The 12,263-nt window shown below is 72.4% G+C and carries 11 protein-coding genes; 6 read left to right on the top strand and 5 right to left on the bottom strand.

All coding sequences use genetic code 11. The annotated features are described in order from the left end of the window. Positions 1–109: 109 nt before the first annotated feature. On the bottom strand, positions 110–1,216 hold the full coding sequence (locus FRAQA3DRAFT_RS14440) for an ammonium transporter (protein WP_009739772.1): 1,107 nt from the start codon (positions 1,214–1,216) through the stop codon (positions 110–112). A 247-nt stretch (positions 1,217–1,463) separates the two neighbouring features. On the opposite strand from FRAQA3DRAFT_RS14440, the gene FRAQA3DRAFT_RS14435 reads away from it, so the two are divergent. Together FRAQA3DRAFT_RS14435 and FRAQA3DRAFT_RS14430 are read left to right on the top strand one after the other, a co-directional pair. Next, positions 1,464–1,883: a pyridoxamine 5'-phosphate oxidase family protein gene (locus FRAQA3DRAFT_RS14435; RefSeq protein ID WP_009739771.1), complete on the top strand. Its 420-nt coding sequence runs from the start codon at positions 1,464–1,466 to the stop codon at positions 1,881–1,883. A 5-nt stretch (positions 1,884–1,888) separates the two neighbouring features. Next, positions 1,889–2,623 carry a DUF72 domain-containing protein gene (locus FRAQA3DRAFT_RS14430; protein WP_009739770.1) on the top strand — a complete coding sequence of 245 codons (735 nt, stop codon included), beginning with the start codon at positions 1,889–1,891 and terminating at the stop codon, positions 2,621–2,623. 45 nt (positions 2,624–2,668) lie between these two features. On the opposite strand, the gene FRAQA3DRAFT_RS14425 is transcribed toward FRAQA3DRAFT_RS14430, so the two are convergent. Then, a complete protein-coding gene (locus FRAQA3DRAFT_RS14425) occupies positions 2,669–3,541 on the bottom strand; it encodes a TetR/AcrR family transcriptional regulator (protein WP_009739769.1) in 873 nt (290 codons plus the stop codon). A gap of 209 nt (positions 3,542–3,750) precedes the next feature. Between FRAQA3DRAFT_RS14425 and FRAQA3DRAFT_RS14420 the strand changes: the two genes are divergently transcribed. Then, entirely contained in the window at positions 3,751–5,307 is a 1,557-nt protein-coding gene (locus FRAQA3DRAFT_RS14420; protein ID WP_009739768.1) for a DHA2 family efflux MFS transporter permease subunit, read from the top strand. A 48-nt stretch (positions 5,308–5,355) separates the two neighbouring features. Here FRAQA3DRAFT_RS14420 and FRAQA3DRAFT_RS14415 read toward each other — a convergent pair whose 3' ends face one another. Further along, positions 5,356–6,594 (bottom strand): sensor histidine kinase, encoded by a 1,239-nt coding sequence (locus FRAQA3DRAFT_RS14415; protein WP_009739767.1) that lies wholly within the window; start codon positions 6,592–6,594, stop codon positions 5,356–5,358. Positions 6,595–6,797: 203 nt separating this feature from the next. On the opposite strand from FRAQA3DRAFT_RS14415, the gene FRAQA3DRAFT_RS14410 reads away from it, so the two are divergent. Next, positions 6,798–7,211 carry a hypothetical protein gene (locus FRAQA3DRAFT_RS14410; protein WP_009739766.1) on the top strand — a complete coding sequence of 138 codons (414 nt, stop codon included), beginning with the start codon at positions 6,798–6,800 and terminating at the stop codon, positions 7,209–7,211. Between the two features lie 253 nt (positions 7,212–7,464). Here the strand turns inward: FRAQA3DRAFT_RS14410 and FRAQA3DRAFT_RS14405 are convergent, their stop codons facing one another. Next, the gene (locus FRAQA3DRAFT_RS14405; protein WP_009739765.1) at positions 7,465–8,403 is read right to left on the bottom strand and encodes a PAC2 family protein; all 939 of its coding nucleotides are present in this window, start codon (positions 8,401–8,403) and stop codon (positions 7,465–7,467) included. 400 nt (positions 8,404–8,803) lie between these two features. On the opposite strand from FRAQA3DRAFT_RS14405, the gene FRAQA3DRAFT_RS14400 reads away from it, so the two are divergent. Together FRAQA3DRAFT_RS14400 and FRAQA3DRAFT_RS14395 are read left to right on the top strand one after the other, a co-directional pair. After that, positions 8,804–9,826 (top strand): hypothetical protein, encoded by a 1,023-nt coding sequence (locus FRAQA3DRAFT_RS14400; RefSeq protein WP_009739764.1) that lies wholly within the window; start codon positions 8,804–8,806, stop codon positions 9,824–9,826. Between the two features lie 10 nt (positions 9,827–9,836). After that, complete coding sequence (locus tag FRAQA3DRAFT_RS14395; RefSeq protein ID WP_009739763.1) at positions 9,837–10,808, top strand: NAD-dependent epimerase/dehydratase family protein; 972 nt, start codon at positions 9,837–9,839, stop codon at positions 10,806–10,808. Positions 10,809–10,861: 53 nt separating this feature from the next. On the opposite strand, the gene FRAQA3DRAFT_RS14390 is transcribed toward FRAQA3DRAFT_RS14395, so the two are convergent. After that, positions 10,862–11,773 (bottom strand): 2-hydroxyacid dehydrogenase, encoded by a 912-nt coding sequence (locus FRAQA3DRAFT_RS14390; protein WP_009739762.1) that lies wholly within the window; start codon positions 11,771–11,773, stop codon positions 10,862–10,864. Positions 11,774–12,263: the final 490 nt, after the last annotated feature.

The raw sequence follows: 12,263 nt of genomic DNA, 5'->3' as shown, positions 1-12,263 counted from the left end.
CGGCTGGCGTCGATCCGGTTGGCGTCGATCCGGTTGGCGTCGATCCGGTTGGCGTCGATCCGGTTGGCGTCGATCCGGTTGGCGTCGATCGGGCGGCCGGGCGCGGTCATCACAGTCGGTAGGCGACCTCGCTGTGCTGGGTGGTGTCCAGCCCCTCGATCTCCTCGTCCGGCGTCACCCGCAGCCGGTGGACCAGCCGCACCGCTCCGGCGATGATCAGCGAGGCGGCGAACGAGTAGGCCACCACGGCCGCCACAGCGACCACCTGCTCGCGCAGGAGGCTGCTGCCGCCGCCGTAGAACACCCCGTCCCGGCCGCCGATGTCGCTGCTGCCCAGCAGGCCGATGAGCAGGGCGCCCAGCGCGCCGCCGACGAGGTGCACGGCGCCGACGTCCAGGGCGTCGTCGATGCCGACCTTGCCCTTGACGGCGGTGGCCAGGGCGCAGGCGCCGCCGGCGAGGAAACCGATGACGATCGAGCCGACCGGGGTGACGTAACCGGCCGCGGGGGTGATCGCGACCAGGCCGGCGACGGCGCCGGAGGCGGCGCCGAGCGTGGAGGCCATCGCGTCGCGCAGGCGCTCCACGAGGATCCAGCCCAGCATCGCGCAGGCGGCCGCGGTGTTGGTGTTCACGAACGCGCTGCCCGCCAGCTCGTCGGCGTGCAGGGCGGAGCCGGCGTTGGCGTGCACGACGGTCCCCCCGGCGAAGTCCTCGGCGCCGTGCTCGTAGAGCCAGCCGGTGGGGGAGAAGACCCAGTGCGCGACCAGGCCGTAGACCAGCACCGACCACAGCGCGATGAACATCGCAAAGGCGCTGAACCGGAACCGGTCCGCGCTCGCCCCCGTGATGAGCGCCGGCGTGATGACGGCGAACATGAGCTGGAAGCAGACGAACACGACCGACGGGATGGTCTGCGCTGCCGGGCCCGTGTAGCCGGCGACCTGGACGTTCATGTGGTCGAGCCCGACGTGGTCGAACCCGCCGACAAACCCGTTCGCCCCGCCGAACGCCGGGCTGTAGGTCACCAGGACCCACAGCACACTGACGATGCCCATGCAGAAGAAGTTCTGCCTGATCATGCTCAGGACGTTCTCGACCCGGACCATCCCGCCGTAGAAGAACGCCAGGCCCGGCGTCATGACCAGGACGAGGGCGGCGCTGGTCAGCACCCAGGCCGTGTCCCCCGTGTCGATCGTCCCGAAGTCGAACGGCATGCCGATCCTGTCCGTGCGCCGCCGTTGTGGACGTCCCCGCCCGCCGTGCCCTGCCGCGGTCCGAAAACGGGCGTCGAACCTGCGAGGATGCGTCGAACCTGCGAAGAGGGTCGGCATCGGTGCTTTCCGGCTCGTGTCGTGCGGGTATCGGGTCGGTAAAGGCACTGTTTGGGGTGCTTATCGTGGCGGTGTTCTCCGGCTGGGTGGCCGCCGGACGGCCCCGCCCGCCGCGTGGCAGGCTGGCGGCATGCCGAACCAGCCTGCCCGCGCGCCCGACCTCACCGGTCGGGGTGAGGAGTTCCTCGACTTCTGGCGGGAGCGGCACCTGTGCAGCCTGACCACGGTGCGCCCCGACGGCAGTGCGCATGTGGTCGCCGTCGGCGCGACCCTCGACCCGGCGGCCGGGATCGCCCGGGTGATCACCTCCGGCCGGTCCCGTAAGGCGCGCCTGATCGCCGCGGGCCCCCCCGAGGGAACCGCCGTCGCGGTCTGCCAGATCGACGGGCGCCGCTGGTCGACGCTGGAGGGGCTGGCCGTGGTGCGCGACGACCCGGCGAGCGTCGCCGAAGCGGAGCGTCGCTACGCGCGGCGTTACCGCGAGCCGCGGGCCAACCCGCTGCGGGTAGTCCTACAGGTGCGGATCATCCGGGTGCTGGGCAGCGTCTGAGCGCCATGGGCGTGGGTGTGCACATCGGGACGTCGGGCTGGAGCTACCAGCACTGGACGGAGGTGCTCTACCCGCCGGGCACGCCGCCCGGCCGGCGCCTGGAGATCTACACCCGTCATTTCGAGACGGTCGAACTCAACGCCAGCTTCTACCGCTGGCCGTCGAACGAGGCGTTCCAGCGGTTGCGGTCGCGGCTGCCCGAGGGATTCCAGCTCTCCGTCAAGGCCGCCCGCGGCCTCACGCATGGCAAACGCCTGCACGAACCGGAGGTCTGGGTCGACCGCATCGCGTCGGGCTGGCACGAGCTGGCTGATCGCCGGGCCGTGGTGCTGGTCCAGCTCGCGCCCGGTCACGTGCGCGACGACGCGAGGCTGGAGTACTTCCTCGGCCGGATCCCGCCGTGGATGCGGGTGGCCGTGGAGTTCCGGCATCCGAGCTGGCACGACGACGCGGTGTTCGCAATGTTGGAACGCCACCGGGCAGCGTACTGCGTGATGAGCGGGGCGAACCTGCCCTGCATCCTGCGCGCGACGGCGCCGTTCGTGTACCTCCGGTTGCACGGTCCCGATCCACGCGATCTGTACGGCGGTTCCTACCGCGAGCAGGATCTTCGGTGGTGGGCCGAGCGCATCCGCGAATGGGAGAGCGCCGGCCTGGAGATCTACGCCTATTTCAACAACGACGGCGGCGGCCACGCCGTCGACAACGCGCGAACGCTGCGGGGGCTTCTCAACCGCTGACCGCTGATCCGCCACCCGCGCCCGGTTAGCCGGTGTTCGTTCGGCTCAGGACGATGCCGATCCGGACGATGCCGATCCGGACGATGCCGATCCGGACGATGCCGATCCGGACGATGCAGCGCCGACAGCGGCCGCGATCCCGGCCAGCAGCCACTCCAGGCCCTCGGTGAAGCTCTCCCGGCCGTCCTCGCCGACCAGCAGGTCCAGGCGGTGAAACTCGGCCAGGTGCGGGTACTGGCCGCCCTCGAGCACGTCGGTCAGGTATTGCTGCACGTCCGCCCGGTCGGCGCCGCCGAGGTGCCCCCGGCGCTCCCGCAGCTCGGTGGTGACGTATCCCAGGGTGTACGTGTCGACCGCGCGCAGCAGCGCGACCCGTCGGCGGGGCGGTAGCGGCAGGGTGGACACCGCGGCCGCGGACTGCTCCGCGTGGCGCAGCGCGTTCGGGCCGAGTCGGGGTTGGCAGGCGAGCGTCTGCAGGACCCAGGGGTGGCGCAGGCTGCTGTCCCGGGTGCGGTGGGCGATGGCGCGCAGGGCGTCGCGCCAGTCCGCCGGCAGCGGCTCGGGCACGATCACCTCGGCCGCCACCTGGTCGTTCATCAGCGCGAGCAGGTCGTCCTTGCGGTCGAAGTGGGAGTACAGGCTCATCGGCCGGGCGTCGAGCGCCGCGGCGACCCGGCGGATCGAGACCGCCTCGAGCCCCTCGGCGTCGGCCATCGCGACGGCCGCGTCGACGATCGCCTCCCGGGTCAGCCGCGGCCGGCGGCGCTCGGCCGGGCGGGCCCAGACGATCCCGGACGATCCCCCCGCCGGCGTCGGGCGGTCTGCTGCATCCGCCGCTCCGGCGAGTGCCGGGCTCGCGGATGTCGGGTTCGCGGGTGCTGCCGGGCGGTGTGCGGGGGTCGGCGGGACGAAGGCCATCGGTACCGCCGGGAGTCTCTCCGCGCGGGTGTGGTCACCCATACCTCGAGGTTACGTGGTCGCTCGAATCCGTTGCGCCGTACGAAAACCGATGCACTGTAGCGAAATCGAGACGGTGTATCGTTCTGGTGTGGGTCGGTGAGCGCCGCTCATCCGCCGCGCCGGTGGCGTCGTGACGTGATCCCCTGAACCGTTCCGGAGGTAGGCCCATGGCGATGCAGGCCGAGGCGTCAACGGCGAAGGGCGCCGGCGACCGGTTGGATCCCGCGCTCGTCCGGCTGGCGCTGATCGTTCTCGTCGGAGCGGTCGTGGTGCAGCTGGACGCGACGATCGTCGCGGTTGCGCTCGACACCCTCGCGCGGTCCTTCGACGTCGGCGTCTCGACGATCCAGTGGGTCAGCACCGGCTACCTGCTGGCCCTCGCGGTGGTGATCCCGCTTACCGGCTGGTCGGTCGAGCGCTTCGGGGGCAAGCGGATGTGGCTGGTGTCGCTGATGCTGTTCCTGGTGGGTTCCGCGCTGTGCGGGATCGCCTGGTCCGCGGGCAGCCTGATCGCCTTCCGGATCGTCCAGGGCGCGGGGGGCGGGCTGCTCCTGCCGCTGATGCAGACGATCCTCGCTCAGGCGGCCGGTCCCGAGCGGTTGGGCCGGCTCATGGCGACGGTGGCCGTCCCCGCACTGCTCACCCCCGTGCTCGGCCCCGTCGTCGGCGGCGTGCTCATCGATGATCTCGGCTGGCGGTGGATCTTCCTCGTCAACGTGCCGGTCTGCGCCGTCGCCATCGCGCTGGCCTGGCGCTGGATGCCCGAGCTGCGGGTCGCGGAGCGCCAGCCGTTCGACGGTGTCGGATTCGCCCTGCTCTCGCCTGGGCTCGCCGCGGCGGTCTACGGCTTCTCGGAGGCGGGTCGGCGGGGCGAGTTCACCGACGCGCGGGCGCTGGTCCCCCTGATCATCGGCATTGCGCTGCTCGCGGTGTTCGCCCTGCACGCGCTGCGGACCAGGATCGTCCCATTGATCGATCTGCGCCTGTTCCGCTCCGCTTCGTTCTGCGGCTCCTCGGGGATGATGTTTCTGTTCGGGCTCTCGTTGTATGGCGCGATGTTGTTGCTACCGCTCTACGAGCAACAGGTACGGGGTCGCAGCGCCGTCGAGGCCGGGCTGCTGCTCGCGCCGCAGGGACTGGGCATGATGCTCGCGATGATCGTGGTCGGCCGGCTGGTCGATCGGACCAGCCCGCGGCTGCTCGTCCTGACCGGGCTCGTGCTCAGCGTGCTGGGCTCGGTGGTGTACACGCAGCTCGGCGCGGACACCAGTGAGGTCCTCCTCGGCGGCTCCCTGGTCGTCCGGGGGATGGGTCTCGCGGCCGCGACGATCCCCGTCATGTCGGCGGCCTACCACGGACTACGCCCCACGGATATTCCCCGAGCCACCTCGGCGGTGCGCATCTTCCAGCAGATCGGCGGCTCCCTGGGCACCGCGGTGATCGCGGTGGTCCTGGCCCATCAGCTACGCGGGACGCCGTCGGGTGGCCGGGCGGCCGATCTCGGTGCGCAGGCCCACGCCTATGCGGTGTCGTCCTGGTGGACGCTCGGATTCTCGCTGGTCGCGGTTCCGCTGGCCCTGCTGTTGCCCGGTCGGCCGGCCGGCGGCCCGCGGCCTGCGGTGCCCCCGGACGGATCGGCCGCGGCGAAGCTGGTTGCCGAATCGGATCCGGGCACCCTGGGCGCCGAACCCGCCGAGCCGGGCCCGGTGGTGCGGCTGGTCTGAGGCGTCGGATCGTCCCGAGCGGCGCCGCGGCAGCGAGCGGCCCGAGATTCAGCGCCCGGAGCCGGGGTCGTCGGCGGCGTCCCGCCAGGGCAGCGCGACGCTGACCAGCGTCGGGCCGCCGGGCGGGCTGTCGACGACCAGGGCGCCGTCGATGGCGTCCAGGCGCCCGGTCAGACCGGCGAGACCCGTACCGCCTCGGGGATCCGCGCCGCCGACGCCGTTGTCGCTGACCTGCAGCAGCAGGCTGGTGTCGTCGAGGCGGCGCAGCTCGACCGCGGCGGCGCTGGCCTGGCTGTGTTTGCTGATGTTGGTGAGCAGCTCCGACGCGGTGAAGTAGACGATGCCCTCCAGGGCGGCGGCCGGCCGGCTGGCCAGCTCGACGGTGGCCCGGGTCGGCACGGTGCAGCGGGCGGCCAGGGAGGCCAGGGCCGCGGGTAGGCCGCGATCGGTGAGGATCGCCGGATGGATCCCGCGGGCGAGATCGCGCAGCTCCTGAAGGGCGAGTTTCGCCTCGCCGTGCGCCTCGGCCACCATGCGGGCAGCGGCGTCCGGATCGTGGGCGAGCTTCTCCTTCGCGAGACCCAGGCCCATGGCCAGGGCGACGAGCCGGGCCTGCGCGCCGTCGTGCAGGTCGCGTTCGATCCGCCGCAGATCGGCGGTGGCCGAGTCGGCGAGCGTGCCCCGGTCCGCCTCCAGCTCCCGGATCCGCCGTTCCACCGCGTCCGACGGGGAGAGTAACCCGCGGATCATCGCCCGGTCGACCGCGACGAGCCCGCGCGTGGCCCAGGGCAGCACCACCCAGCCCACCGTGACCAGCAGCACCGCCGCCACGAAACTGATGATGCTCCAGGGCAGGCGGATGAACAGGTACAACGCGGTGCGCCAGGACACGGGATCGGCCAGCGCGGCGAACATCGAACCCAGCCCGTCGGCCCGGCGGCGCGGCGGCCGCGACGGCGCGCCGATCCGCAGGCCAAGCAGCCACCGCGCCCGGGCCCGCTCGATGGTGCCGAACACGCGGCCCAGCCGCAGACCGACCGCTAGCACGGGTATCCCGATCACCGTGACGACCAGGCCCACACCGAGGGCCAGCATCGTCGTCACCCAGACGAAGCCGATAATGCCCAATGGGAGGTTCAGCAGCAGGAACAGGACACCCCGCCAGGTCGCGGCTCCCGCGGCGAGCCGCTGCTGGCGTGGTGCGTCGGACCCGGTGGGCCCGACGGACCCGGCACCTTCGGGGGCCGGGACGGGGTCGGCCGAGGCAGCGACGACAGGCGCGGTCACCGGCTGCCGTCCTCCCACTGGATCTTCCCACCGGAATCGTCTCGGGCCGGTCCCCGCGGCCAGTCCGGGACGTGCGTCGAGAGTACCCCGATCATGGCTAAGCCGAGACTTTGTCGGTGGGGGATGGTTGTCTTCTCGTAGATCCGGAGGGCATCCGCTTCCCACCCGGAAGCGGTCGGGCGACCACGAGGAGCTTGGGAGTCATGAAACTTCTCACGGCCACCGCGTACGCGCAGGGCCTGCGTGTCGACGATTTCCACTGGGCGGTGGAAGGTGAGCTCGTAACCCTGCGTGCGTTCTGTGATATGCATCTGGACCGGCCGCATGGCCGGTGCGAGTGCGGCCGGGTCTTCGTCGGCCTCGGCTCTTTCTACGGAACGACGACGGCGATGGTCCGAGACCTTCCCGGAATCACGGAAACGGATTATCTAGAGGCGTTGCGTAATAGTCTCGACGCGCAGGGCTGGGACGCCCGCGACGCCGACGCGGAGGCATCGCGCCTGCTAGCCGAGGTCGACCGCTGGCCGGTCGGGGCGATCGTCGAGCGGTTCGTCGACGGGCTGTCGGTCCGGGCGCTGTCGGACGCCAGCATCGGCCGGGTGCCCGACCGCCGCTGAGGCTCCCCGGATCGGGTTGGGGTCTCCCGCCGTCGTGGCGGCGGGAGACCCCACGCAAACCGAGGGGACGGCTTGCCGCCGTTTTGGGCGGCTCTCCGGGTGGCGAATGGAAGGGCGCCGCTTAGCGGACATCGCGGAGAAACAGCAGGTTCCGGAAGGCCGTGAGCGTGCCCCGGGAATGATGACTTCCTGCGCGACGTGGGAAACGGGCAGAGGCGGCCGGTGCCGGGTCGGCCCGTTCAGGGCAGCGGATTCAGGGCAGCGGATTCGGACCGCCTGGCTCGGACTGCTCGGCGAGGAAACGTTCGAGCGCCTCCCCGAGCTCGTCGGCGGTCGGCAGCTTCTGCTCGGCGTCGACCGTCGGCAAGCTGGGACCGCGCCGCCCCCGCTGGTAGGCGTCGTACTGCTCCTCCAGCGCATGGACGAGCGCCGCGGCCTCCCCGCCCTGGGCGATCTGGCTGTTGACCTCGTCCTGGACGGCGACCGCCGCGGAGCGAAGCCCGTCCAGCGGAAGCATCAGGCCGGTCGCCTTCGACACGGACGTCAGCAGCACCTCGGTGGCCGCGGGGTAGGTCGTCTGAGCCAGGTAATGCGGGACGTGAACGGCGAAGCCCATCGCGTCCCGGCCGTCGCGGCCCAGCTCGTACTCCAGCAGGTGCCCGGCGCTGCCGGGGACCTGCAGCCGGCGCAGCCACGGCTCGTAGCCGACGACGAGCTCCTTGCTGCTCCCGTGCGCGGTGATCGTCGCGGGACGGGTGTGCGGAACCGCCATCGGCACGGCGTTGAGCCCCACGGTGAGGCGGACGCCGAGCCGGGACACCAGCCCGCGGACGGCGGCTGTGAAGCGCTTCCACTGCAGGTCCGGCTCGGGGCCGGTGAGCAGGAGGAACGGCGTGTCCGACTCGTCGCGGAGCTGGTAGAGCGCGAGCACCGGGTCCGTGTAGCTCTCCCAGTGGTCCTCGGAGAAGATCATGGTTGGTCGGCGGGATCGGTAGTCCAGCAGCTGATCGACGTCGAACGTCGCGACGATGCGATGGTCGAGCGCGGTCAACAGATGCTCACCGGCGAGACTGACTGCGTTGCCAGCGTCGACGACGCCGGTCAGCGCCTCCAGCATGATCGGGCGGTGCGCGTCGTTGGGGTCGTCGGACGCGTCCTCGGTGAGACTGTAGAGCTCCTGCGGATCAAGCACGATCGAGGTCCTCCTTACACCACCGGTCGCTTCCGTCACCTGAAAAGAAGCGCGGCAGGCGCCATCGGCATTCCACCGGGGCCGGGGACCACCGGGCGACGGGGCGCCGCCCGCCTCGGCCGCATACCGGCCTGACACCGCCCGGGTCTCGCGCTGATTTTACCCGTTTGCAGCGTCTCGCAGGGAGTAGGCAACGGAGCCGTTGCCTGCTGCCGCTAGGCTCCCGGAAAAGTTTCGGCGCCCCCCGGGTACCACTGGCCAACCATCCGGCTCGGTGCGAGCGGCCCGGCCCTGTCGACCAGGGCCGTAGCCGCCCCACTGGATCCGGTCCGGGACCGGACCGGGACCGGTACCGGCGCGCTCGATCGGGCCAGCGCCGCGTGGCGAAAGGCGGCACGCAATGACGGACACACCCACGGGAACCGGGCCATGGGGCGGCATCGTCACCGGCCGTGGCTCCGTCGCCGCCATCGACGACGTCGACGTCCGCCGCATCGAGGCCGTCTGCGCGCCGCTGCGGTCGTTGAACACCGAGGGGCTGCTCACCGGCCTGTTCGACGGCATCGACGGTGCCGCCGAGCTGGTCGCGCTCGTCGCCCGGTACTGCGTTCTCGACCACGCGGCGCTGCTGATCGCCGTCGACGACTTCGACGCCGCCCTCGCCGCGCTGGCCTCGCTCGGGGTCGAACCCAGTGCACTGGTCCCCAGCGTCATCGTGCGGGCCCGGCTGGGCGAGCGCTACGGGGTACGGCCGGACCTGCTCGACGTGCGCCTCACCCACGCGTCGTTGCGCTCCGACGCCGGCGCCGGCCGCACGGTCGAGATCTTCATGGTACGGCGCACCCCCGAGCTGCCGCCCGGCCTCGTCGAGCAGGAGCGCGCCTTCGAGCTGGAACGGCACTTCGCGATGCGCCTGCCCGAGCCGAACCCGATCGTCATCGAGGGGCTGCGCTGGTTGCTGCGGACCCGGGCGGAGTTCCACTGGGACGGCGGCGGATTCAACCCGCACGACCGGGCCGCTGCCGGCGGGACAAGCGTGCTGTACTTCCTGCGCCTCATCCCGGACGGGTTGGGCAAGATCCGTCGGGAACGCCTCGAGGTGAAGTTCTTCGGCGACTACTCGGCGATCACCAGCACTCACACGACCACCCCGCCGGCAGGCGCGGACCTGCTGCTCGGCCTGCCCCGACCGCGCGCCGCGCAGGGCCGACCGGGGGGCGACGCCGCCGCCGTGGTGCGCACCGGCTGGTACGTGGTGCGCGGGATGGCCGAGGCCAGGCGCACCGCCGCCGGCCGCTCCTGGCTGCCCGGCCGGGGCCGGCGAAACCCGGCCGACGGCTCTGGGGCCGGCCGGGCCGGCCGGGCTGGTCGGGCTGGTCGGAACGGCGGGTCGTGGTCCGGCCGAGGCGGCGGCCCGGCGTAGGGTCCCGCCGGTGAGAGTCCTGGTCACCGGCGCGACCGGCAAGGTCGGCGGGGCGGTCGTGCGGGCCGCGGTCGAGGCCGACCACCAGGTGCGGGTCCTGGTCCGCGACCCGGCCCGGGCGGCGTCCGGACTGCCCCCGGGGGTCGACGTCGTCGTGGGGGACGTCACCGACCCGGCGACGCTGCCGCCCGCCGTGGACGGGACCGAGATCGTCTTCAACGCGATGGGTGTTCCCGAGCAGTGGCTGCCGGACGCCGACGAGTTCGACCGGGTCAACGCGGTCGGTTCGGCCAACGTCGCGCGGGCGGCCGCCCGGGCCGGGGTGCGCCGGCTGGTGCACACCAGCACGATCGACGTGTTCGACGCCCCGCCGGGCGGCCACTTCGACGAGACCGCGCTCGCCGCCGCCCCGAAACGGACCCCGTACGAGCGTTCCAAACAGCGCGCGGAGCAGGCGGTGCTCGCCGCCGCCGGTGGCGTGGAGGTGGTCTTCGTGAACCCGGCCACCGTCTACGGCTTCCCGCCCTACGGCCCCACCTCGATGGAAAGCCGGATGTTCCGCCCGGCGCTGCGCGGGCTGCTGCCCGCCATCCCGCCCGGCGGGTTCGGGCTGGTGTTCACCGAGGGGCTGGCCCGCGGTCACCTCGCGGCCGCCGGCGTGGGCCGCCCCGGCGAGCGGTACATCCTCTCCGACGCGCACGTCAGCCTGCGGGAGCTGACCGCGGCGGTCGTCGCCGCCGGGGGGCGCGGTCGCCCCCCGGCCGTCACCATCCCGGCCGCGGCGGCCTCGGCGCTCGCCGCGGGCGGCGAGGCGGTGGCCCGGCTTACCCGCCGCCCGCCGCCGCTGGCCCGCGGCCAGCTGCACTACCTGCGGTGGAACGCGATTCCGGATGCCACCCGGGCCCGGACCGAGCTCGACTGGGAACCGACCCCGCTGGCCGAGGGCCTGCGCCGCACCCTCGCGGAGCTGGACCGTGCCTGACCGGTCCCGTCCCCGCCGGCGCGGTTGCTCGCGGTTGCTCGCGGTTGCTGAGGTCAGTCGACGAGGTTCTCCGGTCGGCCGTCGCGGACGTACTGGTCGAGCTGACGGGCGATCACGTCCCAGATCCGCTGCGACACGCCGGTGGTCATGCCGCCCACGTGCGGGGTGAGCAGCAGGCCCGGGGCCCGCCACAGCGGATGGTCGGGCGGCAGCGGCTCCGGATCGGTGACGTCCAGCGCGGCCCGCAGCCGCCCGGACTCGAGTTCCGCCAGCAGCGCCGACGTCACGACATGGGCCCCCCGGGCGGCGTTGACCAGGATCGCGCCGTCGGGCATGCGGGCGAGGAAGGCGGCGTCGACCAGGCCGCGCAGCTCGTCGGTGAGCGGCAGCATCACCACCACGGCGTCGTGGTGGGGCAGCAGGTCCGGCACCTCGTCGAGGGTGTGCACGCCGGGCCGCGCCCGCCGGGCGACCATGCTGACCTCGGTCTCGAACGGTTCGAGCCGCCGGCGCAACGCGGTGCCGAGATCGCCCGCGCCGAGGATGAGCACCCGCCGGCCGGCGAGCGTCCCGGTCTGGCGTTGCTCCCAGCGGCCGGCGGCGGCGTCGGTGAGGAACCGCGGGATCTCGCGGTAGAGGGCGAGCAGCGCGCCCACCGCCCATTCGGCGGTGGAACCGCCGTGCGCGCCCCGGGCGTTCGACAGGGCTACCCCCGCTGGCAGCCGGCCGAGCCACTGGTCGGTGCCGGCGCTGATGGTCTGCACCAGGCGCAGCTTGGGCAGCTCCCGCATCGTGTCGAGCTGGCCCTGCACCCCGGTCGGCGCCACGACCAGCACCTCGGCCTCGCGGGCCGCCGCCGGCAGGGGAGCGTCCGGGTCGTACCGCAGCGGCTCGATCCCGGCGACCGCCGACAGCGCCGCCACGCCGCCGTTGCTCGGGACGAGGACGAGGACGGGTCTGGACAAGAAGCCTCCCTGCTCTGCGCCGTTTCGACCCTCCTGTCCTACCAGAGCCCCGGGTCGGACCCGTACCCGCAGCCATGCGCTACGGGCGCGCACGCCCCAGCCCCTCGCCTTTTCGCGGGGACGGACTCCTTGCCCTTCTGTAGGGACAAAACGGACACGGAGGGTTGTGAAAGGGCAAGGGTGAACGCGGCTGCTCGCACCGGTCGGGCGGCAGGATCCGCCTGCGTGGCCGACATGCTGCGGCCGGTGCAGGATTTGCCCAGGTAAGGGCGGTCGTCGTCACATGGCGCGGCCCGAACCGCCGATGGTGTGGAAATAACGCTTATTGTGGTAGGTCCATCCGGTTATTTCGCGGCATCATCGCGGGGGAGAGGCGGCGACGTGAACCGACCGCCGCCCACCTCCTCGCGCCGTGAAGCTCCGTCCTCGGAAGACATGTCCAATTCGCTGGCAGATCAGGGAGATATCGGGCCTGGCGCAGCGGGGACGG

Origin of the sequence: Frankia sp. QA3, from assembly GCF_000262465.1 — a bacterium.
Lineage (GTDB): Bacteria > Actinomycetota > Actinomycetes > Frankiales > Frankiaceae > Frankia.
Note: the sequence above shows the minus strand (reverse complement) of the source record. Positions and strands in the feature narration are given on the sequence as shown.